This is a genomic window from Altibacter sp. HG106 (assembly GCF_028561755.1).
Taxonomy (GTDB): domain Bacteria; phylum Bacteroidota; class Bacteroidia; order Flavobacteriales; family Flavobacteriaceae; genus DFVG01.
Map to the genome: position 1 here is coordinate 82467 of NZ_JAQQTD010000007.1, position 23114 is coordinate 105580.

General features: G+C 44.2%; 21 protein-coding genes and 1 pseudogene. 13 read left to right on the forward strand and 9 right to left on the reverse strand.

The window, feature by feature from the left end:
* Window positions 1–7: 7 nt before the first annotated feature.
* The 3 genes from PO830_RS12590 to purK are packed head-to-tail and all read right to left on the reverse strand — an operon-like array spanning window position 8 to window position 3700.
* On the reverse strand, window positions 8–2038 hold the full coding sequence (locus PO830_RS12590; RefSeq protein ID WP_272853934.1) for a M3 family metallopeptidase: 2031 nt from the start codon (window positions 2036–2038) through the stop codon (window positions 8–10).
* A gap of 8 nt (window positions 2039–2046) precedes the next feature.
* Window positions 2047–2538 (reverse strand): 5-(carboxyamino)imidazole ribonucleotide mutase, encoded by a 492-nt coding sequence (purE, locus tag PO830_RS12595; protein ID WP_272853935.1) that lies wholly within the window; start codon window positions 2536–2538, stop codon window positions 2047–2049.
* The gene (gene purK, locus PO830_RS12600; protein WP_272853936.1) at window positions 2531–3700 is read right to left on the reverse strand and encodes a 5-(carboxyamino)imidazole ribonucleotide synthase; all 1170 of its coding nucleotides are present in this window, start codon (window positions 3698–3700) and stop codon (window positions 2531–2533) included. Before purK ends, purE begins: the two co-directional genes overlap by 8 nt.
* A 146-nt stretch (window positions 3701–3846) precedes the next feature.
* Here purK and PO830_RS12605 point away from each other — a divergent pair.
* From PO830_RS12605 to PO830_RS12625, 5 genes and pseudogenes are all read left to right on the forward strand, one after another.
* A pseudogene (locus PO830_RS12605) lies at window positions 3847–4425 on the forward strand (adenylate kinase); the annotation flags it as partial.
* A gap of 20 nt (window positions 4426–4445) precedes the next feature.
* Window positions 4446–5459, forward strand: a complete 1014-nt coding sequence (obgE, locus tag PO830_RS12610; protein ID WP_272853937.1) for a GTPase ObgE — start codon at window positions 4446–4448, stop codon at window positions 5457–5459.
* A 41-nt stretch (window positions 5460–5500) separates the two neighbouring features.
* Window positions 5501–6019 (forward strand): DUF4136 domain-containing protein, encoded by a 519-nt coding sequence (locus PO830_RS12615; protein WP_272853938.1) that lies wholly within the window; start codon window positions 5501–5503, stop codon window positions 6017–6019.
* A 33-nt stretch (window positions 6020–6052) separates the two neighbouring features.
* Complete coding sequence (locus PO830_RS12620) at window positions 6053–7018, forward strand: tetratricopeptide repeat protein (RefSeq protein WP_272853939.1); 966 nt, start codon at window positions 6053–6055, stop codon at window positions 7016–7018.
* Window positions 7019–7144: 126 nt separating this feature from the next.
* Complete coding sequence (locus PO830_RS12625) at window positions 7145–8500, forward strand: UDP-N-acetylmuramate--L-alanine ligase (RefSeq protein WP_272853940.1); 1356 nt, start codon at window positions 7145–7147, stop codon at window positions 8498–8500.
* Here the strand turns inward: PO830_RS12625 and PO830_RS12630 are convergent.
* On the reverse strand, window positions 8493–9098 hold the full coding sequence (locus tag PO830_RS12630; protein ID WP_272853941.1) for an FMN-binding negative transcriptional regulator: 606 nt from the start codon (window positions 9096–9098) through the stop codon (window positions 8493–8495). The two genes, PO830_RS12625 and PO830_RS12630, sit on opposite strands and share 8 nt — an antisense overlap.
* Window positions 9098–9541, reverse strand: coding sequence for a DUF1569 domain-containing protein (locus PO830_RS12635; protein ID WP_272853942.1), 444 nt, complete (start codon window positions 9539–9541; stop codon window positions 9098–9100). Before PO830_RS12635 ends, PO830_RS12630 begins: the two co-directional genes overlap by 1 nt.
* A 65-nt stretch (window positions 9542–9606) precedes the next feature.
* Between PO830_RS12635 and radC the strand changes: the two genes are divergently transcribed.
* From radC to PO830_RS12670, 7 genes are read left to right on the forward strand one after another with little or no spacing between them, the layout of a single operon-like run.
* The gene (gene radC / locus PO830_RS12640) at window positions 9607–10299 is read left to right on the forward strand and encodes a RadC family protein (RefSeq protein WP_272853943.1); all 693 of its coding nucleotides are present in this window, start codon (window positions 9607–9609) and stop codon (window positions 10297–10299) included.
* 6 nt (window positions 10300–10305) lie between these two features.
* Window positions 10306–11589 (forward strand): DUF7033 domain-containing protein, encoded by a 1284-nt coding sequence (locus tag PO830_RS12645; RefSeq protein ID WP_272853944.1) that lies wholly within the window; start codon window positions 10306–10308, stop codon window positions 11587–11589.
* Complete coding sequence (locus PO830_RS12650; protein ID WP_272853945.1) at window positions 11586–12275, forward strand: YjjG family noncanonical pyrimidine nucleotidase; 690 nt, start codon at window positions 11586–11588, stop codon at window positions 12273–12275. Before PO830_RS12645 ends, PO830_RS12650 begins: the two co-directional genes overlap by 4 nt.
* Before the next feature lie 47 nt (window positions 12276–12322).
* A complete protein-coding gene (locus PO830_RS12655) occupies window positions 12323–12880 on the forward strand; it encodes a hypothetical protein (RefSeq protein WP_272853946.1) in 558 nt (185 codons plus the stop codon).
* Between the two features lie 5 nt (window positions 12881–12885).
* On the forward strand, window positions 12886–14289 hold the full coding sequence (locus PO830_RS12660; protein ID WP_272853947.1) for a DUF5723 family protein: 1404 nt from the start codon (window positions 12886–12888) through the stop codon (window positions 14287–14289).
* Window positions 14286–15095, forward strand: a complete 810-nt coding sequence (locus PO830_RS12665; RefSeq protein ID WP_272853948.1) for a hypothetical protein — start codon at window positions 14286–14288, stop codon at window positions 15093–15095. The genes PO830_RS12660 and PO830_RS12665 overlap by 4 nt, the downstream gene beginning before the upstream one ends.
* Window positions 15082–18453 carry a VCBS repeat-containing protein gene (locus PO830_RS12670; RefSeq protein WP_272853949.1) on the forward strand — a complete coding sequence of 1124 codons (3372 nt, stop codon included), beginning with the start codon at window positions 15082–15084 and terminating at the stop codon, window positions 18451–18453. The genes PO830_RS12665 and PO830_RS12670 overlap by 14 nt, the downstream gene beginning before the upstream one ends.
* Here PO830_RS12670 and PO830_RS12675 read toward each other — a convergent pair.
* On the reverse strand, window positions 18447–19733 hold the full coding sequence (locus PO830_RS12675; RefSeq protein ID WP_272853950.1) for a replication-associated recombination protein A: 1287 nt from the start codon (window positions 19731–19733) through the stop codon (window positions 18447–18449). The two genes, PO830_RS12670 and PO830_RS12675, sit on opposite strands and share 7 nt — an antisense overlap.
* Before the next feature lie 88 nt (window positions 19734–19821).
* Between PO830_RS12675 and PO830_RS12680 the strand changes: the two genes are divergently transcribed.
* Complete coding sequence (locus PO830_RS12680) at window positions 19822–20580, forward strand: rhomboid family intramembrane serine protease (protein WP_272853951.1); 759 nt, start codon at window positions 19822–19824, stop codon at window positions 20578–20580.
* On the opposite strand, the gene rlmB is transcribed toward PO830_RS12680, so the two are convergent.
* The 3 genes from rlmB to PO830_RS12695 form a co-directional block, all read right to left on the reverse strand.
* Window positions 20577–21311, reverse strand: a complete 735-nt coding sequence (gene rlmB, locus PO830_RS12685; protein ID WP_272853952.1) for a 23S rRNA (guanosine(2251)-2'-O)-methyltransferase RlmB — start codon at window positions 21309–21311, stop codon at window positions 20577–20579. The genes PO830_RS12680 and rlmB overlap by 4 nt on opposite strands.
* A gap of 1 nt (window position 21312) precedes the next feature.
* Window positions 21313–22056 carry a DUF6503 family protein gene (locus PO830_RS12690; RefSeq protein ID WP_272853953.1) on the reverse strand — a complete coding sequence of 248 codons (744 nt, stop codon included), beginning with the start codon at window positions 22054–22056 and terminating at the stop codon, window positions 21313–21315.
* Between the two features lie 65 nt (window positions 22057–22121).
* Window positions 22122–23099 (reverse strand): hypothetical protein, encoded by a 978-nt coding sequence (locus tag PO830_RS12695; protein WP_272853954.1) that lies wholly within the window; start codon window positions 23097–23099, stop codon window positions 22122–22124.
* Window positions 23100–23114 lie beyond the last annotated feature (15 nt).

Below are 23114 nucleotides of genomic sequence, written 5' to 3' on the forward strand. Positions count from 1 at the left end.
CTGAAATTTAGCTACTTTTTTTAAGCAAGCCGGCGCGTCGTAGCAATGCTTCAGGATTGGGTTCTTTTCCGCGGAAAGAAATATACAGTTCCATAGGGTCTTTGGTACCGCCTTGTGATAGCACCTGATCCTTAAATTGGGTAGCCACTTCTTTATTGAAAATACCTTCCTGTTTAAAGTATTCAAAAGCGTCTGCGTCCAATACTTCGGCCCATTTGTAGCTGTAATAGCCTGCGGAGTAGCCTCCCTGGAAAATATGTGAAAAGGCTGTGCTCATACAGGTTTCTGGCGTTTTTGGATACAGTTGTGTGTTCTCAAAAGCCGCGTCTTCAAACGCTTTAACATCAGCAATTCCGGAGGGGTCTTGCCCGTGCCATGCCATATCCAATAGGCCAAAACTCAGTTGCCGTAGCGTTTGCATGCCTTCGTGGAAGGCAGCAGATTCTTTGATCTTATTTACGTACTGCTGAGGAATAATTTCTCCCGTTTCATAATGCGTGGCAAATAATGCCAGTGTGTCTTGTTCGTAGCACCAGTTTTCGAGTATCTGACTGGGGAGTTCGACAAAATCCCAATAAACATTGGTGCCCGATAGGTTTGGGTATGTAGTGTTCGCCAAGATTCCGTGGAGTGCATGACCAAATTCGTGAAACAGGGTCGTTACTTCATTGAAGGTAAGTAGCGATGGCTTACTGGCGGTAGGCTTGGTGAAATTACAAACAATGGAGATATGCGGGCGCTCATTCTTGCCGTGGATGCGTTGTTGCGGTTTATAAGAGGTCATCCATGCGCCGTTTCGCTTTCCGGGTCTCGGATGGAAATCGGCATAAAACAAGGCTACTTCAAACCCCTCGGCATCGGTTACATTATAGGTGCGTACTTCCGGATGGTAGGTGTCAACACTATTGGTCTCGTCAAACTGTAATCCGTAGAGCTTTTGGGCCACCTTAAAAACGCCGGCAATAACCTTTTCCAATTGAAAATAGGGCTTCAACTTTTCGTCATCTAAATCAAACTTTTCTTGTTTTAGCTGTTCTGCGTAATAGGCGCCGTCCCATTTTTCTAAGCGGTCAATTCCATCTTTTTCTTTGGCGTAGGCTTCTAGCTCATCAAATTCTTGTTGTGCGGCCGGATGCGCTTTTTCCAATAGTTCGTTTAAGAATTCGGTAACGGTCTCGGGTGTTTTCGCCATGCGTTCTGCCAAGACGAAGTGGGCATGAGTTTGATACCCTAAGAGTTGTGCACGCTGGTGCCGCAATTGGACGATTTGCAGGATGACGTCTTCATTGTTATTCTCGTTTTTCTGAAATCCTCGGGCACCAAAGGCCAAGGCCAATTCCTTCCGAAGCTCGCGATTTTGTGCATATTTCATAAACGGAATGTAGCTTGGATAATCCAGAGTAATCACCCAGCCATCCTTCCCTTTTTCTTGGGCCGTTTGCGCTGCCGCTTCTTTGGCGCCTTCGGGAAGTCCTTTTAGTTGTGTTTCGTCTGTGAGGTGCATTTGATATGCCTGTGTATCTGCCAGTACATGCTCTCCGAAGGTCAAGCTGAACTTTGATAGTTCCTGATCGATTTTCCGAAGCTTGGTTTTGTTGGCTTCAGAAAGGTTGGCGCCATTTCGTGAAAAGCCTTTGTACTGTTTTTCCAGTAGCATGTTCTGCTCTGGGGTGAGCGATAATTGCGCTCGCTGATCATATACTGTTTTGACACGTTCAAACAAGGCCTCATTCAGAAGTAGGTCATTTTTAAAGTCAGCCAGCATTGGCGATATTTCCTGCGCTAATTTTTGAATGGTTTCGTTTGTTTCAGCACTATTCAGGTTGAAGAAGATGTCGGTGGCTCTATTCAATTGGGCGCCGCTGTACGCTAGCGCTTCGATCGTATTTTCAAAGCTCGGTGTGTCTTCATTTCGCACGATCTGATTGATTTCACCGTGCGTCTGTGCAATCAATTCCTCAATGGCAGGAAGATAATCGCTAGGTTGAATATGCGAGAAGGGAGCCTGTTCAAAAGGCTCCAATAAAGGATTGTTCATGGTAGTATTTATTTTTTGGAAGACAGACTGGCAGCCCCTTCTATAACTTTGTTCTTAAGTCCGTCTTTGTACTTCAAAATGGTAGTGCGAATGGTTTCATTCTGGCTTCCCAAAATCTGAGCCGCTAAGATTCCGGCATTTTTAGCACCGTCTAGAGCAACAGTGGCTACCGGTACGCCCCCTGGCATTTGGAGGATGGACAGCACCGAATCCCATCCGTCTATGGAATTTCGGGATTTGACGGGCACGCCAATGACGGGAAGCGGAGATAATGAGGCGATCATTCCCGGAAGATGAGCCGCGCCACCGGCACCTGCTATGATAACGGAAATACCCCGGTCATGTGCGTTCTTGCCGTAATCAAAAAGCTTGTCTGGAGTGCGGTGTGCCGAAACGATATCCACTTCGGTGTCTATATTGAATTCTTTTAAGATATCGATCGCTTCCTGCATGATGGGCAGGTCGCTCGTGCTTCCCATGATAATTCCAACTTTACTCATGATCCTGTTTGCTTATTACGTTGATATTTTTTTTCACAGCTTCCGCGGTTTGTCTGGCTTTGCCCATGTCTGAATTGACGATGGTCACATGTCCCATTTTCCGAAACGGACGGGTCTGTTTTTTACCGTAAATGTGAGGCGTCACACCTTCCATGCCCATAATTTTTTCAATGTTCTCATAGTGCACAGGGCCTGTGTGGCCTTCAGCACCCACTAAATTCACCATCACACCGGCTACTTTACTTTCGGTATTTCCCAATGGAAGATTCAATACCGCCCTCAAATGTTGTTCGAACTGGTTTGTAAAACTGGCTTCAATGCTGTAGTGGCCACTATTGTGGGGTCGTGGTGCCACTTCATTCACTAAAATTTCGTTGTCTTTGGTCTGAAACATTTCTACGGCTAAGAGTCCCACGTGTTCAAAGGCTTCCGAAACCGATAAGGCGACCGCCCGTGCCTTTTCAGCAACGGATTTTTCAATACGTGCGGGACATAACACATACTCTACTTGGTTTGCTTCCGGATGAAATTCCATTTCCACTACAGGATAGGTGGTCATCTCTCCAGACGCGCTACGTGCTACAATCACCGCTAATTCGTTCTTAAACGGGATCATTTTTTCGGCAAGACACGGTCCTTCTGATAATGGAATAAGGTCTTCGGCATCACGAATGACACTCACTCCTTTTCCGTCGTAACCTCCCGTACAGCTTTTCCAAACAAAGGGAAAGGATAGCTCCTTTCGTACGACAGCCTCCTGCAACTGGTATTTATCCTCATACACTTTAAAGGGCGCCGTTGGAATTTGGTGTTTCTTATAAAAGTGTTTTTGGACCCCTTTGTCTTGAATATTTTTTAGCGTTGCTGCGGAAGGATAGACCGTATGTCCTTCAGCTTCTAACTTTTCTAAGGCCGCTACGTTAACACTTTCGATCTCGAAGGTTAGCACATCGACTTTTTTTCCGAAGGAATACACGGTGTCGAAGTCCATGAGATCGCCCTGCTCAAAAGTATCGCAGGCAATCCGGCAAGGGGCTTCGGCACTGGGATCGAGTACCCGCGTTGCGATATCGAACTTGCGTGTTTCGTACAATAACATTTTTCCTAATTGTCCACCCCCAAGAATTCCCAGAGTGAATGTGGATGAAAAATAATTCGCCATACCGCAAAGATAAGAAAAGCAGGGGCAGTGGTGATGAGATTTGACAAAGAATGATTACGCCTACCTTTGAGGGCGTAACGCAATAGAATTTGTATCTTTGCGCGGTTGCTATGTGGCATTATTTTAAACAACTATTCACAAAAAAGAATACCATGACAAACATTGTACTGTTTGGCCCTCCAGGTGCTGGAAAAGGAACGCAGGCGGAGGTTCTTAAGGAAAAATACAATTGGGTACATATCTCTACTGGAGACGTGTTTCGATTCAATATAAAGAATGAAACCGAGCTAGGTGCCTTGGCCAAAAGTTATATGGACAAGGGGCATTTGGTGCCCGATACGGTAACCATCGACATGCTAAAAGCCGAAGTCGAGAAAAACCCCGAAGCCAATGGGATCATTTTCGATGGTTTTCCGCGAACAGAAGCCCAGGCCGAAGCGCTCTCTAGCTTGATGGAAGAGATGAATTCACAGATCAATGCGATGGTGGCGCTGGAGGTAGATGATGAGGTATTGGTTAACCGACTTCTGGAACGGGGAAAATCGAGCGGTCGTGCCGATGATGCCAATGAGAATGTAATTCGGGAACGGATCGCTGAATATTATCGGAAAACCGATATTCTGAAAAAATATTACCAGCAGCAAGACAAATATTATGGCGTAAACGGTGTGGGTCGTATTGAAGAAATCACGCAGCGCCTAAGCGATGTAATCGAGGCATTGTAGCCAAAAAAAGCACCCCAGGAATGACGGAAGGAAATTTTGTAGACTATGTAAAGATCCATGTTACCTCTGGAAAGGGTGGGCAGGGGAGTGCACACCTTCGGCGCGAGAAATTTGTGCCCAAGGGCGGCCCAGATGGAGGCGATGGCGGTCGCGGCGGGCACATCATCGTCAAGGCTAATAAAAATCGCTGGACGCTTTACCACCTAAAATTCAAACGGCACTTTAGAGCGGAGCACGGCATGGCCGGAGGGAAGCAAACCAGTACCGGAGCCGATGGCGACGATGTCTACATTGAAGTGCCGCTAGGGACGGTGATTAAAGATACCGATAAGGATGTGGTGCTGAAAGAACTCATGGAAGATGGTGAAGAGTTTATCGTGGCCAAAGGAGGGAAAGGCGGATTAGGAAACAGCCATTTTAAATCGTCTACCAATCAAACTCCGCGGTATGCACAACCGGGATTGCCGGGAGAAGAGGCGAACATCACCCTTGAAATGAAAGTCTTGGCCGATGTAGGTCTGGTTGGATTTCCCAATGCGGGAAAATCGACTTTGCTTTCGGTGATTACAGCCGCCAAGCCGAAGATCGCCAATTACGAGTTCACGACGCTTAAGCCCAACCTTGGGATCGTAGAATATCGCGACTACCAAACCTTCGTGATGGCAGATATTCCGGGAATTATTGAAGGTGCCGCCGAAGGACGTGGTCTAGGGCATTATTTCTTACGACATATTGAACGAAACTCTACGTTGCTTTTTTTAATTCCGGCAGACGCTCCCGATATTTATAAACAGTACGAAATCTTGCTAGACGAGCTACGACGCTATAATCCTGAGCTGCTCGATAAAGACCGCTTAGTAGCTATTTCTAAGAGCGATATGCTGGACGCCGAATTAAAAGCCGAGATGAAAGCGGAGCTCGACCCGCAATTTCAGGAAGTGAACTATCTTTTTATTTCTTCCGTAGCGCAACAGGGACTCATGGAACTGAAAGATACGCTCTGGGGGATGTTAAATGAGCAGCCCGCGCATTAGGTTTGGTGTGTTTTTTGCTATTTTTAAAAGAAAACACTGCAATGAAACCAATTTTTCTCTTTGTTATAAGTATTTTCCTGTTCTCCTGCGGCACCACCGTGGCAGTCGATTACGATAAAGAAACCAATTTTTCTCAGTACACTACCTATAATTACTATCCCAATATCGAATCGGGCTTAAATGACTTGGATAACAAGCGCATCATGCGCCTTACCGATAGTTTATTACAGAGTCGAGGATGGGAACGGGCTGCTACCCCACAGCTGTTTATCAATTTTTATGCAAGCGAGCAACTTTCAGTCTCTCGAAATACAATAGGGTTTGGCTTCGGAAGCGGCGGCGGAAACGTAGGCGTGGGGGTAGGCGGAGGCATCCCTATAGGTGGTAGGAATATCGACCAAGTGCTTACCTTCGACCTTATCGATGTTTCTAACGATGCCTTGATTTGGCAGGCAAAGGCCGAAGGGCATTATAAGGAAAAAGCGAGCCCCGAGCAAAAAGTGCGTTATTACGAAAATACCCTTCAGAAAATACTGAAAAAATATCCGCCCAAAGCATAATATAAATCCCAACAAAAAGTTTCTATGTTTGCGATGATGATACAACCTACAAAATATCTTTGGTGGCTATATTTGCTGCCCCTTGCTTTGCTAGGGCAGAACTCGTACGATCAGGCGGTACGACACTATCACAACGAACAATTTCAGCAAGCAAAACCCTTGTTTGAAGCATATCTAGAACAGCACCCAAAACATGTGGCAACGCGCGAATACTTAGGCGATATTGAAGGCTATACCAAAAACTGGAACGAGGCGCTCGACTACTATAAACCGCTCCTTGCAGACGCTCCTAACAACGCCACATACCACTTCAAGGTGGGGGGTGTTTTAGGCATGAAGGCATTAGAAAATAAACTCGCAGCGATCACCATAGTAGACGATATAAAATTTCACTTCGAAAAAGCAGCTCAGTTAGATCCACAGCATATCGAAGCCCGGTGGGCCCTGGTGGAGTTCTACCTGCAGTTACCAGGCCTTTTTGGGGGAAGTGAGAAAAAGGCGATTCGATATGCCAAAGAACTGCTTCAGATTTCCCCTGTAGATGGCTATTTATCACTCGGGTATATTGCAGAGTACAGCGATCGCCCAGAGGATGCCGAAACCTATTATAAAAAGGCAGTGGATGTGGGCGGCTCACCACATACGTACGAGAAGCTCAGCAATCTGTACGAAAAGAACAACCGACCGGGAGAGGCGATTCAAACGACCAAAAAATCGTTAGAGATGCATCAGCGAAACCGACTCAATTACCAGATCGGGAAAATCGCCGCGCAGTATAATTTAGAAGCGCAATTAGGCATACGTTGTCTTCAGGCGTATATCGCTAACCACACGGTTCGGGATGGAGTGCCTAAAGACTGGGCCTACTTCCGTATGGCACAGATTTATAAAAATATGGGGCATAAGGACCATGCGCTTAAATGGATCAACAAGGCTCTTCGCGATCGTCCCGATTTTTCCGAAGCGAAAGAAGAAAAAGAACGTATTTTATCGCTGTAATTTTTTTGGGCAATCCCCTTACGGGGCCGCGCTATTGGCTGTAGTTTTGCAAGCAAAAGCTACCTGCCGCTATCGCTATTGCAAAAGAAAGATGGTATCTTTACCCTGAAATTTCAATAACGTAAGATGCGAATTCACTTTATTGCCATAGGAGGCAGTGCGATGCACAATCTTGCCTTGGCCCTCCATGAAAAAGGATACAAAATTACCGGCAGCGATGACGATATTTTTGAACCTTCCAAAAGCCGTTTGGCTACCAAAGGATTGCTTCCCGAGGCTATGGGATGGTATCCCGAGAAAATTGATGCCAGCATAGATGCGGTCATCTTAGGGATGCATGCTAAGAAAGACAATCCCGAGCTTCTTCGCGCTCAGGAATTGGATCTTACCATCTACAGTTATCCAGAATTTCTCTATGAACAATCGCGTGAAAAGACCCGAGTGGTCATTGGCGGTTCCCATGGTAAGACCACCATTACCGCCATGATCCTTCATGTAATGAAGTATCACGAAAAAGAAGTAGATTATATGGTGGGAGCCCAACTGGAGGGATTCGATACCATGGTGCACCTTACCGAAGAGAACGACTTTATCGTGTTAGAAGGAGATGAGTATTTATCTTCTGCTACCGACCTCCGACCTAAATTTCATCTTTATCAACCCAATATCGCTCTGCTTAGTGGCATCGCCTGGGATCATATCAATGTGTTTCCAACCTTTGAAAACTATGTGGAACAGTTTGAAATTTTCGTTTCTAAGATAACGAACGGCGGGGCCTTGGTCTATAATCAAGAGGATCCTGAAATTGTCAAGGTAGTATCGCAGGCTACCAATCCCATTAAAAAATATCCCTATCAAACCCCGGCGCATAGCGTTTCCGAAGGAGAAACCTTGCTAGACACTCCTGAGGGGCCTATGCCTCTCGAAATTTTCGGGAAACACAACGTAAACAATTTGGAAGGAGCGCGGTGGATCTGTCAGCTTATGGGTGTAGATGAAGCCGAATTTTACGAAGCGATCGCCAGTTTCAAAGGGGCCAGTAAGCGTCTTGAACTAATTGCTGAAACTGAGAATTCAGTAGCATTTAAGGACTATGCGCATTCTCCAAGTAAAGTAAAGGCAACCACACAAGCGGTTAAAGAACAATTCCCGGATAGAAAGTTGATGGCTTGTTTGGAACTTCATACCTACAGCAGTTTAAATCCAGATTTCTTGACAGAGTATCAGGGAGCCTTAGATGCGTCCGATGTGGCCGTAGTGTATTATTCGCCCCATGCCGTGAAGATTAAACAACTAGCGGAAATTAAACAAGAACAGATTGAAGCGGCTTTTCAGCGAGAAGATTTGATCACCTTTACCGATCCGGCCGATTTTAAGACCTATCTTTTTACACAGGAATATGAGAACTCGGTGCTATTATTAATGAGCAGTGGGAACTACGGAGGCTTAGACTTCAACGAAATACAAGAACAGCTCACATAAACTCGGTATACACCCTGTGGATGAGTTCATGCCATGAGGCCTTGGTCTCTTTTAGAAGCGCTTCTTTGGCGCGCTGCATGTCGGTTATCGATTTGTCTTGTGACAACTTAAATTTGCCTTCCCATTGTAAATCGGTAATTTCAAACGTTTGAATGTACGGCAGTAACCGTTCCATTCGTACATCGTCTATTGACAATTGAAACTTAGGATCATTCCCTTCCAGAAATGCGGTCATTTCAACCATTGAAGTTTTAACAAGGTCGGGGTCGTCAATAGGTGTTAGCACCCCCGAAACATGCACGATGATATAGTTCCACGTAGGAAGTTGAGAGGTGTCATATACAGAGGGAGATATATACGTGTCTGGACCTTTGAAGATGACCGTAGCGGCAGCGCCGCGGATGATCGTATCACACTGTGGGTTTTGCCGATCGATGTGCGCGATGAGGCGCTTTTCTTCTTGCGCCAGCATCACCGGTAGGTGTGTCGCATAGGGTACATTTTCCTTGGCCGTAAGTAATACGGCGAGGGGACAGGCTCTTGCGACGGCCCTCATATGTTCGAGTCGCTCCGATTGATGGTGCGGTGGTGGATACATTAGAGTCCGAATTGCCGTAAATGATGGTCTAAATGCTTGTATTGCATTTGTCCGTATTGTGCTTTCGTAAAATGTCCAAAGCCCGGATGTTCGGGCCATTCATCACGATTTCGGTGGTTGTGCACCTCCTCTAACAGGGATTCCAGTTGCTTCATTTCAGTAGTAAAATCTCGTTCGGTAGTTTCTTTCATGGCTTTGGCAGTTGGAAGGTTTTTCCGCCACGGCTTATCATTGTATAAGGCTTTTTTGAACACTACTTTGGCCAGCCAATTGGGTTTCAATCCGTAATCATTTTTTTCTAACATGATATTCAATGGAGCCTGGCAGTGATGAAGCATTTGCGCCGGACTCATCTTTCCCCATTGTCGATTGCTTTCCGGAGAAAGTTGTGCTAGGCGTTCACGAATTTCGACATATACTTTTTCTTCAAATAGATTTTTCATGCTATTTTCAATTACAAGAATTCAATATTAAAGATACGATATTCTCGTAAAGAACTGTTCACCTGTTGAAAGATGCTTCCTTCTCGATAAAAAAATGGAAAAGTGACGACCGTCCCCGGGAGAAGCTGGTTCAAAAGGGGGCATCGGCCGTGAGTGATGCTGAATTGATTGCCATATTGATTGGATCAGGAACACGAGAAGAATCGGCGGTTTCGGTCAGTCAGAAAATACTCGCTGCAGCCGAACACAAACTCCAGCGATTAGGGAAATACTCCCTTCATGAACTTATGGCATTCAAGGGAATTGGCGAAGCCAAGGCGGTAACCATAGTGGCCGCCATGGAACTGGGAAGGCGCCGACAAGCGGAAAGAGGTGCCTCCCGCCCGAAAATTTCGAGTAGTACCGATGTCTTTCAGTTAATGCGTCCGCTTATTGGTGAGTTGGCGCACGAAGAGTTTTGGATCGTTTACTTAAATAACTCGAATCGGGTATTGGAAACTGTGCAATTGAGTAAAGGCGGTATCACAGGCACTTTGGTCGACGTGCGATTGGTGTTTAAGAAAGCACTGGCGATAGGCGCCGTGGCGATCATTTTAGCGCATAATCATCCTAGCGGAACCTTGCGTCCTAGTAAGAGTGATCTTCAGCTTACTAAAAAGCTAAAGACAGGCGGAGAAAGCCTCGACATAAAAGTGCTCGATCATCTAATTGTGACTGAAAAAGCGTACTTTAGCCTTGCGGACGAATCGATGATCTAATTCTGCATGCTGCTTGTCTATACCCAAAAATGTACTCCTAGAATTGACTATGTGTTCAAACACATTTGTACCCGAATTTTGGGCGTCAAGGTAGATTTTACTTCCACTATTGAAGCGTTTATTGCCCATACCGGTCCGAAGATGTCCTACGGCAAACACCCCATAGGAAACGAGTTGTTTGTACAGAGTATTGGGTTGTTGCAACAACAGGGTATTGAAAGCACCGAGATCCATGTGAAGGAGTGGGAGGGGGTCAAAGCGTTTTTCGCGGTAGGGGAGAAAAGTGCCCTACCCTTTGATATTTTTGCGGCCGGATTCTTTTTACTGTCTCGCTACGAGGAATACCTGCCTCAGGTGAAGGATGAGTGGGGGCGATATCCCGCTCAAGAAAGTTTGGGGTTTAAGGAAGAGTTTTTAGAATGGCCTGTCATCGATCTGTGGGCGCAGCGATTGAAAGAAGTATTGTTGCGGCAATTCCCCGATATGCAATTTGTCGATAAAGCATTTGCCGAACATCACGTTATTAACGCCAGAGTGCCGTATCAGTATGCAAATCGCGGTTTGTTTCGATCGTTGATTGGCTATGCATACGATCTTTGGCGCTTCAGAATGACCCCGTTACTACGTCGTAGTCAGGTGTTGTTCAATCTTCGAAAAGATGCGTTCGATACGTTTACCTTTGCAATAGATACGCTGAAAAAAAGCAAACAGCCATTGGCCTTCTTTTTTCTCCTTGGAGAATCAGCGCATTTTAATGAAAATATTGATACGAAACGACAGCGTTTCCGAAGCCTCATAAAATACGTAGCCGATTATAAAGAAGTAGGAGTCATGTTTTCTCATGATAGCCTTTCGGAATATGAATTCATGAAGCGGGAGAAGCGCACCATGGAAGCGATTACGAATCGGAAAGTATCGGCAACCATGAACGACTATTTCGCCGTTTCTCTTCCGGAAGCCTACCGACACTTAATCGAACTGGAAGTAACACGCGATTATACCATGGTTTATCCTGAAACCCCAGGATTTAGAGCGGGTACCTGCACTCCCTTTCTTTTTTATGATTTGGATTACGAAATTAAAACACCCCTAATAATTCAGCCTATCGCAGCGACTACGAAGGCGTTTAAATCGCTAAAGCTTTCCGAAATAGAGCCGTATTTAAACCGACTTCAACATCGGGTTAAAGAGGTAAACGGTACGTTCACCCTAATCTTTAGCAATACCGATTTTGCCGAAGTAGGCAGCACTTTTTGGCGGCGCTATTTTCAACAAGCTCACTCCAAATGAAACTAGAAAACATCACCGACGTCTTTTTTGATTTAGATCATACTCTTTGGGATTTTGATCGCAATTCCGCTTTGGCCTTCGAACAGGTATTTGTGAAACACGACATTGCATTGACCTTACCCGCGTTTCAACAAGTATATGAGCCTATAAACCTGGCATATTGGAAGCAATATCGAGATAATAAAATTAGCAAACTCGAGTTGCGGCGGGGTAGGTTTCGGGATGCGTTCGAACCCTTCGGAATGCGATTCGACGAAGCGCAACTCGATGCTTTGGCGGTGACGTACATTGAGGAATTACCTAAAAACAATCATCTTTTTGAGGGGGTCGAAGAAACGCTGGAATACCTTTCAGAAAGATACCGACTGCACATTATAACCAATGGCTTTGAAGAGGTACAATATATCAAATTAAAGAACAGCAAGATCGATCATTTCTTCAGGTCGGTAACCACTTCCGAAGAAGCAGGGGTGAAAAAACCACACCCAGACATATTTAAATTAGCTCTTCAAAAGACGGCTTCAAACCCAAATACCTCGCTGATGATAGGGGATAGCTTTGAAGCCGATATCGAAGGCGCTCATGCCTATGGAATGCATACCTTATTTTACAATTATCGCAAGGAAGAATTTACGCATCCACACAACACCATTGAAACCATCTCGCAGATAATGTCGTATCTATAATACTACGGCAGATAATCTGCCGTTATCTAAGAAAGTTTCCCCAAACTATGAACACAAACCTATGGATACCCACACTGGTCATTTTGGTGTTGGTGAGTACGATTTCCTGTATTAAAGACACCGATTTTGAACAGGCGAGTGATATTACAGCGCGCCCTGTGGTAGAACTAAACCTTATTCATTTTGAAGTAGACGCCGGTGAATTTTACGACGAGAGTACCAACACCTCGCGTCTTACGCTAAGTGATACCACCGAAATACGTTTTTTAGATGACTCCGGACTTCAAGAGAGTTTGTTGAGAGCCGAATTTTTGTTTGAATTTACCAATGCCATCCCACGCACCTTCGACGTGACGTTTCAATTTTTAAGTGAAGCGACCGATACCACGTATACCACACAAACCTTCGTAGAGGCCGGTACTGTAGGCGTTCCGTTGGTCACTACCTACGAAGAAGTAGTGGAAGGTGCCGAAATTTTAGAGCTTACTTCCGCTAACCGCGTTGTGGTGAATGTTACTATTCCAGAAGCGAATGCCGAGTTAGAAGGCGCCCTAAGGCTTAAATCTAAGACCACCTATTTTTTAGAAATTACTGAGCGAGAATAACTACTATGAAGCACGTAATTTTTATACTACTGGCAACTTGCCTAAGCCTTGGCGCATGGGCTCAGAACAAGCAGATTTTATATGGATTTGAGGATATTCCACAATCGTTGCTGGTCAATCCTGGAGGGAAAACCCAATTGCAGAAACATTATGGGATTCCCTTCTTTTCACAAATACATTTTAATGGAGGTGCCTCGGGGATCAGCGCGTACGATATTTTTGGGGGTTCAGGCGATATTAATGAAAAGATAGATAATAAGATCTTTGAAATGGAAGAAACCGATTTCTTTTCGGTAACCCAACAATTGGAGATCTTAAGTTTTGGGTGGCGTACGCAACAGGACTACTATCTCTCTGGTGGGGTCTATCAGGAGTTTGATTTTATTTTTTATTATCCAAGGGATTTGGCGATCTTGGGATGGAATGGCAATCAAGCGTATTTAGATTACGAATTTGATCTAGGCCAACTCAGTACCACGGGAGACCTTCTTACCGTATATCACTTTGGTGCCAACAAAGCCTTGAGCAATAAGTTAACGGTAGGGCTTCGCGCGAAATTCTACAGTAGTATTTTGAGTTATCGTTCGGTAGGGAATCAAGGCACTTTTGTGACCACTCGAGCCGATTCTGATGCCGAGAATATCTACGAGCATCGACTTCAGGATATCAACATGCGGGTAGAGACTTCTGGAATAGCCAATCTCGATGAAGGTCCGGTGGGATCAAAATTGTTAGGACGTGCGCTGTTCGGTGGTAATCTGGGTGTGGGGGTTGATGTAGGCGCCACCTATGATATTACCGATAGGTTGCAACTCAGCGCGAGCGCGCTTGATGTGGGAGCTATTTTCCACACCAAGAATACCGAAAATTATTCGGCCCAAGGTGATTACACCCTAGACGGAATCGAACTCTTATTTCCACCTCTGAGCGCCGGAGATGAGACCTTTCCTTATTACGACAATCTGGAGGATGAAATCTTAGAAGAAGTGGCCGTAGACACAACCACCAACTCGTATACGCAAATGCGACCGATGAAACTCAATGGCGCGTTGCAGTATCGCTTCGGAAAGATTTTGAGCGGCGGTGTTTGCGATTGCAGAAATATGGGCAAGGGAGCCGATCGCGATCAGGCTATAGGCGTGCAGTTTTTTTCCATGGCCCGCCCCAAAGGTTGGCAAATGGCAGGCACTGTTTTTTACTATCGAAGGATTTTTGATTTTTTAAGTGCAAAAGCCACGTACACTTATGATGCCTATGAGACTGGTAATGTGGGCATAGGAATTTCTACTACGCTCAATAAATTTAACTTTTATTTAGCAGTGGATAACTTGCTACGTTATGGAAATTTGGCTAAAGCAAAAAGTGTATCTTTACAGTTCGGTTTTAATATTAAAATGGATACGGAATGATGCGACGTTTTTTTGTGCTAATGGTTCTTATTACCATCATGGGGCAAGGCCTGGCACAAACTTCACTACATGATTACAGCTATATTGTAGTACCTACTCAATTTGAATTTACCAAAGGTAAAGACGCGTTCCGACTCAATACGCTAACACGGTATCGCCTACGACAGATGGGGTTTGATGCGGTATGGCAGGAAGAATTACCCGAAGCTGTCACCCGATGCGAAGCGGCCTATGTTGACGCCGAAAGCAGTGGTGGATTTATCAATACGAAGGTTAGAATCTTGGTGCGTGATTGTAATAATATGATCGTATTTTCTTCCATAACTGGTTCTTCCAAAGAAAAGGAATATGAAATTGCCTATCGCGAGGCCTTCGAAGAAGCCTTAGAGAGCTTTTTGATGACAGACGACACTACCACAACAGATATCGCCGTTGTTTCAGAAGAAAATAGTGGAGACAACAGCCAGGAAGAGATAACACCCGCTAAGACGGCTGTCGAATTAAGTACTGATAGGCCAACGTCTGCTACAAAGCCCAACGGGAATTCGAATGAAGTGACACCAGAAGCAACATTTGTCTCGGGTGCGTTTGAAATTAAGAAAGAAAATAACAAGTACGTGCTATTGAAAGAAGGTATGAAGGTTGGCGCGCTTACAGCCATGTCTCAAAAAAATATGTACCTCATAACCTCTTCTGAACTCACCGGAATCGTTCAAAAAACTGTGGATGGTTTTGAAGCGGAAGTCCGAATTGCAGGAGAAGAGGAATTGACAATGATGAAATTCAAAAATTATGAATCAAACTAATACTCCCCAACTATTACCGCTTGTTCGCATAGTATTTCTTTCAGCAATACTCATCTTACCAGTAAGCTGTAAGGACACTGTTGCAGAAACAAAGAAGGTAGCAACCAGTAATGACGCTACTCAAGACTTTTCTAAGGGTTTGTTTCAAAAACTTCCCGTTTCGCAAACGAATATCGATTTTGCCAACAATCTTCAAGAAGATGTTAGCACCATGGAAAACTTGTTCGATTTCGATTATTTCTACAACGGTAGTGGCGTTGGATTGGCTGACTTGAACAATGATGGATTGCAAGAAGTGTTTTTCACAGGCAATCAAGTACCTAATAAGCTGTATCTCAACAAAGGTGATTTTGTGTTTGAGGATATTTCAGAAAGCGCGGGAATCAATGTGAACAAGCAATGGGCTAATGGTGTTACCTTTGCCGACGTCAACAACGATGGGTTTTTAGATATTTATGTATCACAAGGAGGACCCAGACAAGCCGCAGACCGTCCTAACTTACTTTATATCAATCAGGGAGATCTTACCTTCAAGGAAGCCGCAACAGACTACGGTCTCGCAGATACTGGAATAAGCACTCAATCGGTTTTCTTTGATATGGATAAGGACGGCGATCTTGATTGTTTTGTTTCTAATGAGAATGAATTTTACGGACTGGATCCCATGGTGTTCTATGAAAGCATGAAGCTGTCCGATAACCTCGCGCGCAGTTCCGGGCATCTTTATGAAAATCAAAAGGGAACCTTCGTTGATATCTCCAAAAAGGCAGGGGTCATGCAAGCCTCATTCGGCTTGGGCGTAACGGTAAGCGACATTAATAATGATGGCTGGCCAGACATCTATGTGGCGAACGATTACTACGCGCCGGACGCCTTGTTTATCAATAATGGAGATAAAACCTTCAGAAACGAAACGAAATCGTATTTAAATCAGGTTTCATTTTTCGGAATGGGCGTCGATATTGCTGATATCAACAACGATAAGTTGCAAGATATATTCGTTTTAGATATGGCAAGTACCGACCATATTCGTTCAAAAACGCTTATGGCTTCTATGGATGCAGACCGTTTTTCTTTGTTGGTGGACGAAATGGAAATGCCACATCAGTACATGTATAATTCGCTGCAGCTGAATATGGGAAATCAGAAATTTCACAATATTTCTCACTTGTCGCAGGTGGCTAAAACCGACTGGAGTTGGGCGGGGCTGTTGGCGGATCTTGACTTGGATGGGTATAAAGATATTTATATTACCAATGGGTATCGGCGCTATGGTTCCGATAACGATTCCCGAAATATGATTCGGTCTATGAAAAAGACCTATCGAGGGAATGTTCCAAAGGAAATCAAGGAACGGCTCTACAACTCGCTTCCTTCCGAGAAGCTCTCTAATGTGTTTTATCACAACAATGCCTTTCAGGAGTTTGAAGATGCGACCGCCACATTCGGTCTATTAGAACCTTCCTTCAGTAACGGTGCAGCCTATGGCGATCTTGATAACGATGGCGACTTGGATTTAGTAGTGAATAATATCGATGAAGCCGCTTTTGTCTATAAAAACCAAGCCACAGAACGCGGGGCGAATTTTCTGAAAGTAAAAACGCAAGGAATGGCTAGCGAGCCTTTTGCGAAAGTGGAAGTTATCGCTAATGGAGTTTCCCAGCTTATTGAAACCAAACGTGTCAAGGGATACCTCTCGGCCACCGATAACGCCGCGATCTTTGGCTTAGGAACAGAAACCGTAGCAGATACCGTACGAATTATTTGGCCCTCCGGAAAATATCAAGAAAAATATCAAGTAGCAGCCAACGCTACAGTATCATTTGAAGAAAGTGAAGCCACCTTGACCTATGTAGCGCCTGCCGCACCAAAAGCCTTATTTAAGGAAGCGTCATCCACGTTTGGATTAGACTTTGCCCATTCCGAGAACGAATACAATGATTTTGAAAAGGAAATTCTATTACCCTACAAGCAATCTACATTAGGACCCTTTATCGCTAAAGGCGATGCTAATGGCGATGGGTACGACGATCTGTTTGTAGGAGGTGCCGCCAATCAGGGCGGAATGCTGTATTTGCAAACAAAAGAGGGTTTCATTCCCGCAAATAATACTGCCTTCAAAAGGGATGCCGCGCATGAAGACATGGAATCCGTATTTTTTGACTACGATGGCGATGGCGATCAAGATTTATATGTGGTAAGCGGCGGAAATGAATTTGAGGATGGGGATGCTCGCTATCAAGATCGTTTGTATTCTAATGATGGCTCTGGAAACTTTAGTCGCGTTCAAGACGCTACTATTGCGAGCAAGAGTTACAGCGGAAAAACAGTAGCTGCCACCGATTTCGATCACGATGGTGATCTCGATCTTATCGTTGGAAACCGAATTCAGCCACAGCATTACCCCCAACACGCCCCATCGTATATCCTTCGGAATGAGGGCGGACGCTTTACAATACTTACCGATGAGGTGGCGCCACAATTCTCTGATGTTGCCATGATCAATAAAGTATTGGTCACCGATTTTAATAACGATGGCTGGGAAGACTTCATCACGGTAGGGGAGTGGTCTGCTATTCGCATGTTTCAGAACAATCAAGGAACTTTTACGAACATCGCCCCTCAAAATGGTCTCGATAAAAAGAAAGGCTTATGGTACACGATTGCTGAAACAGACATCAACCGAGATGGACAACCTGATTATATTCTAGGGAATGTGGGGAAAAACCTCAGGGTGAAAGCCTCGGTGGAACAGCCCTTTTCTATTTTCGGAAATGATTTTGATGACAATGGCACTTACGACATTGTATTGAGTGGGCATTACAAGGGAAAACAAGTTCCGTTTCGCGGCCGACAGTGTTCTTCGCAGCAAATGCCGTTTATCAAAGATAAGTTTGAAACCTACAACGAATTTGCCCATGCTTCCCTAGAAGATATCTACGGAAGCAAACTTGAAGAGGCCTATCATGGTGAAATTAACGGACTGGAATCGTTGGTGTTGATAAATCGGGGGAAGGGCGCGTTCGACGTGAAGAAGCTTCCACGTTTAGCACAGAAATCAGCAGTTCTTGGAATCGTTACTACCGATGTAAACAATGATGGGTGGCAAGATATCGTGATTACGGGGAACATCTACAATACCGAAGTGGAAACGCCGCGCATCGATATGGGTACCGGGCAAGTACTGCTCAACAATGGTAATGAGGACTACGAGGTGGTTCCTCAGAAGCGCAGCGGTCTCTATATTTCTGGTGACACCAAGTCGCTCATCATGTTGAGCAATACCATGATGGAAAAACAACTATTAGTGAGTGGACGAAATGATATGCCGTTATCGGTAATTGAATTCAATCAGTAAGTATATGAATCCTTCCAAAGGGTTCGTAGGTAGTCTCGAAGTTTTTCCTCTCTAGGGTTTTTTCCGGGTTCATAGAATTTGGTTCCAGAAAGTTCCTCTGGTAAAAACTCGTGTGGAACAAAGTTTCCTTCATAATTATGCGCATATGCATAGTCTTTCCCGTAGCCTAATTCTTTCATTAGCTTCGTAGGGGCATTTCGAATCGATAGGGGTACTGACAGATCTCCGGTCTCACGAACGACTCGCTGAGCCTCGTTAATTGCCTTATAAGAGGCATTGCTTTTGGCGGAGGTCGCCAAGTAAATGGTACACTGACTCAAAATGATGCGCGCTTCTGGAAACCCGATGGTCTTTACCGCCTGAAAGGTATTGTTGGCCATAACCAGTGCTGTGGGGTTTGCCATTCCGATATCTTCGGAAGCGAGGATAACTAATCTTCTCGCGATAAAAGCAACATCTTCTCCTCCTTCCACCATTCGCGCTAACCAATACACTGCCGCATTGGGGTCACTACCACGAATCGCTTTAATATAGGCAGAAATAATGTCGTAATGTTGCTCTCCGGTCTTGTCGTACAATACCGTGTTTTTTTGAGCCTTCTGCATCACCTTCTGATTAGTGATCACAAAGGAGTCGCCTTCTGCAAGACCTTCCGAAAGCACTACTAATTCTAGAATATTCAAAAGTTTACGAGCATCCCCACCACTCAATCGTATGAGCGCTTCAGTCTCTTTCAATGTGATGGTATATTTCTTCAAAAGAGTGTCTTCTGCCAATGCACGTTGTAAAAGCACCTCTAGATCATTTTTCTGAAATGCTTTCAGTACATAAATCTGGCAACGCGACAGTAAGGCAGGAATCACCTCAAAACTTGGGTTTTCTGTGGTCGCTCCAATTAGGGTCACCCATCCCTTTTCTACGGCTCCTAGCAGCGAGTCCTGTTGCGATTTGCTGAATCGATGTATTTCGTCAATAAATAAAATGGGGTTCTTAGTACTAAAAAGGCTGTCACTTTCTTTCGCTTTTTTGATGACTTCTCGAACTGCGGCAACACCACTATCAACAGCACTTAGCGTATAAAAAGGTCGGTCTGATTGCGCTGCGATTATCTGGGCCAAAGTAGTCTTTCCAATACCGGGAGGCCCCCAGAAAATCATCGATGGGATGATACCGGTTTCAAGTTGTGAGCGCAATGCTCCTTCTGGGCCTATGAGGTGCTGCTGACTAACATACTCACCTAAAGTACGTGGGCGTAAACGTTCGGCTAAGGGGGTGTTCATATTACAAAATTACGATTTTAACCCTCCTTTGGTACTGACAATCTAACAGAAATTGTTGAATGGGATTGTTTTTTGCTAGCTTTCTACTGTGAAGCCACAACAGCCTTTAGAATTCGCGTTAGGTACCTTAACCTATCCATTACTGCTCGTTTTTTCGATGTGGCTAGTATTATGGATTGAAGTTAGATTTCATGTAAATTTAAATTTCTTAGGCGTGTATCCACAGCGGTTAGAAGGATTGCATGGTATTATTACTGCTCCTTTTGTGCACAGCGGTTTGGAACATTTGTTCAATAATTCAGTGCCGTTATTTGTGCTGAGTATGGCGCTTTTTTACTTCTACAGAAATATTGCCTGGCGCGTGTTGATTCTTGGAGCCCTATGTACGGGCTTGCTTACCTGGATTATTGGACGCCCTGCGCTTCATATTGGAGCGAGTGGTATTGTGTATATGTTGGTGGCTTTTATTTTCTTCAAGGGATTGTTATCGAGACAATATCAGCTTATTGCCATCGCTTTTATCGTTGTTTTTCTCTACGGAAGTTTGATCTGGTATGTATTTCCTGTGGATCCTCAAATATCCTGGGAGGGTCATTTATCAGGCTTTGGTGTGGGCGTGCTATTTTCCCTGCTATTCCGAAGTCCGGCTTTACCGAAACGCACCTATGCCTGGGAAGCTAGTGATTACAATCCGGAAGAAGATACCTTTATGCAGCATTTCGATGAAGACGGAAATTTCATTGAATCGTTTCCTGAAGAAAAGGAAGAAGTATCAAATTCTCCAGATCATTTGATCATTACGTACGAGGTGAAGAATGAAAAGGATCAAAGAGAGCAGGGTGATTAAGAGCGTTGTCGCACGATCTCATAGAGAAAGGCGCCGCAGGCCACGGAAACATTTAAGCTGTTGATCTCACCATAAACCGGTAACGATGCTTGCTCATCGCACATTTTTAGCACGGATTTTGAAATTCCGGTGCCTTCTGAACCCATGACCAATGCTAGAGAGTCTGTTAAGTTGAGATCATAAATGACATGATTGGTTTTCTCGGTCGCAGCGATGGTTTTTATTCCGGAGCCTTGTAAATAGAAGAGCGCATCTTTAATATGATCCACTTTGCAAATAGGAATATTGAAAATAGCTCCGGCAGAGGTTTTCACCGTATCGCCACTTACAGGTGCTCCGCCTTTTTTCTGAATGATAATCCCGTGAACGCCGGTACATTCAGCCGTACGGATCATTGCACCGAAGTTACGAACGTCACTTATTTGATCAAGAACAATAAACAACCCCTTTTTACCACTATCAATAATAGGCTCAACAAGTTCCTCCATGGTCACAAATTGAATCGGGGAGGTGATCGCTACAACGCCCTGATGATTGCTGCGTACTAAGCGGTCTAACTTTTCTACAGGCACAAGATTAATAGAAGTGCCTTGTGCCTCGAGCTGTGGAATAATTTCCTCGATTTTTGAATTCTCAAGACCCTTCTGAACATAAAGTTTGTCGATAGATTTATTGGCGGCAACGGCTTCCAATACTGGGTATATGCCAAAAACGTAGGCTTCTTTTTTCATATCAGTTCAAAGTTACGGAAATATCGCTAAGAACGATTTTTCGCTCTTCCTTAATATTACGGTTGTTATAGGCTTCGTACAAGGATGAAACATCTAAGGTTTGGTCTAGCGGACTCATGATAAAATAATCGGCAAAAAGCACCTTGTTAACGGTGCGATGGTCCACAAATTTTAAAAAGCGCAAATCTTCACCATTCAACTGATATTTCTCGGCCATGTAGCGAATAAAATTTGTTTCTGGTTCGATGTACAAATAAAAAGTGTCGCCGGGGCTTCCTTCAAAGGGTTTGTATGAAATGTGAAGCGTATGATATTCCGTATCGAGTATAGTGACGTTGTTTTCACGTTTGGCGATGATAGCATTGCCATTAAATACATGTGGGATGCCTTGAATAAAGGTGAAGGCGTCTAGGTACTGTGTAAGCTGAAATCTGGAATACGATCCATCAGTTTGCTTTTCGCCATTAACAAAATATTCTTGGTATCCATTCTTGTAGGTGGCAACATAATCAATACTATCGACCGTTCTTCTAAGGGTAAATTCTGTTAGATGATTGTTTCTTTCAAGGGTATAATACAGGTCCTCCACAGTAAACTCAATATGAGATTTTGAAATTTGGGGAGCACCATAGACTTCCATTAATGACGCTAAGATAGCATCCCCTTCTTGGAACGGATCGCTATGTTGTTCTTCACATGAAAGTATACAATAGAAAATAAAAAGGTAGAAAATAGTGTTTCTCATAGCGTTTAAAAATAAAAAAAGCTACTCATTTCTGAGTAGCTTTTTCTGAGCTATTTATAACTGAATTACTGCTTCGTAAATACAGCTGTTACATCTACAGGTCCTTCACCACAATCACTGTTGATGTTATCTGTAAATACCAAGGTAAATACAGAGTCATCACCAGTAGTGTATGAACCTAAAGTTCCACTAGGAGCAGGACCTACAAGAAGTCCGGAGGAACATTGAAGTCCCGTTGGTTGCGCGTTAGGGATAATGATGGTGTTACAAACTAATTGGAAACGGAAAGGTACTGGACCTTGTCCTACACCTGCATCAGGCAAATACTGATACATAAACATACGATCAACCGAAGTATCTCCAGCAGAAATATCTGCTACTAGGTCACTAGCGAAAACATTGAATCCAAGAACTCCGGGAGTTTGAGATGTTAACGCATAAGCGCCAACGAACTCATCTGCCTCTACTGGACAAACAGTTGGAGTAATATACTGGAATGGAGAGTTAAAGAATCCACCCGTAATAATACTTCCTGCATTGTTTACAGAGAAGGTACGTCCATCTGTCAAGTTCAATTGAAGACGGGTAGTGAAGTTATCACCTCCAAAGATGTTATCTCCTGCTAATCCGAAAGCAGAGTAGAAATCTCCAGCAGTAATTACCAGGTTGTAACGTGGTAATCCGAAAGGACCATCGGTCCATTCACTTGCAGGAATGCTTCTAAGTAATACTTCAGAACCAACAGTGGCACCGGTAGTATCTCCATTGTCAGGAGAGTTATCTGTAAATGTTGCAAATACATCAACACTTTCAAGAAGGTCACCATTTTGTGCATCTTGTTCTTCAAGAGTAACATCAAATACTACCTCGCTGCTTTCGGCACCTACTGCGATTTCATTCGCTGCAATGGGAGTGATCGTTCTAAGAACAGCTCCACGAGTGGTTCCGTTCGTAACATCGTCTACGACGAGTTCCTCTTCACAACCTACCATTGCCACAGCAACGATAAGAAGTCCGTAAATTTTGATTAGATATTTATTCATAATACAATTTTTTTA

Coding starts and splice junctions, on each gene's coding strand:
- PO830_RS12590 (WP_272853934.1), bottom strand. CDS start 2,038: ATGAACAATCCTTTATTGGAGCCTTTTGAACAGGCTCCCTTCTCGCAT.
- purE (WP_272853935.1), bottom strand. CDS start 2,538: ATGAGTAAAGTTGGAATTATCATGGGAAGCACGAGCGACCTGCCCATC.
- purK (WP_272853936.1), bottom strand. CDS start 3,700: ATGGCGAATTATTTTTCATCCACATTCACTCTGGGAATTCTTGGGGGT.
- obgE (WP_272853937.1), top strand. CDS start 4,446: ATGACGGAAGGAAATTTTGTAGACTATGTAAAGATCCATGTTACCTCT.
- PO830_RS12615 (WP_272853938.1), top strand. CDS start 5,501: ATGAAACCAATTTTTCTCTTTGTTATAAGTATTTTCCTGTTCTCCTGC.
- PO830_RS12620 (WP_272853939.1), top strand. CDS start 6,053: ATGATGATACAACCTACAAAATATCTTTGGTGGCTATATTTGCTGCCC.
- PO830_RS12625 (WP_272853940.1), top strand. CDS start 7,145: ATGCGAATTCACTTTATTGCCATAGGAGGCAGTGCGATGCACAATCTT.
- PO830_RS12630 (WP_272853941.1), bottom strand. CDS start 9,098: ATGTATCCACCACCGCACCATCAATCGGAGCGACTCGAACATATGAGG.
- PO830_RS12635 (WP_272853942.1), bottom strand. CDS start 9,541: ATGAAAAATCTATTTGAAGAAAAAGTATATGTCGAAATTCGTGAACGC.
- PO830_RS12645 (WP_272853944.1), top strand. CDS start 10,306: ATGCTGCTTGTCTATACCCAAAAATGTACTCCTAGAATTGACTATGTG.
- PO830_RS12650 (WP_272853945.1), top strand. CDS start 11,586: ATGAAACTAGAAAACATCACCGACGTCTTTTTTGATTTAGATCATACT.
- PO830_RS12655 (WP_272853946.1), top strand. CDS start 12,323: ATGAACACAAACCTATGGATACCCACACTGGTCATTTTGGTGTTGGTG.
- PO830_RS12660 (WP_272853947.1), top strand. CDS start 12,886: ATGAAGCACGTAATTTTTATACTACTGGCAACTTGCCTAAGCCTTGGC.
- PO830_RS12665 (WP_272853948.1), top strand. CDS start 14,286: ATGATGCGACGTTTTTTTGTGCTAATGGTTCTTATTACCATCATGGGG.
- PO830_RS12670 (WP_272853949.1), top strand. CDS start 15,082: ATGAATCAAACTAATACTCCCCAACTATTACCGCTTGTTCGCATAGTA.
- PO830_RS12675 (WP_272853950.1), bottom strand. CDS start 19,733: ATGAACACCCCCTTAGCCGAACGTTTACGCCCACGTACTTTAGGTGAG.
- rlmB (WP_272853952.1), bottom strand. CDS start 21,311: ATGAAAAAAGAAGCCTACGTTTTTGGCATATACCCAGTATTGGAAGCC.
- PO830_RS12690 (WP_272853953.1), bottom strand. CDS start 22,056: ATGAGAAACACTATTTTCTACCTTTTTATTTTCTATTGTATACTTTCA.
- PO830_RS12695 (WP_272853954.1), bottom strand. CDS start 23,099: ATGAATAAATATCTAATCAAAATTTACGGACTTCTTATCGTTGCTGTG.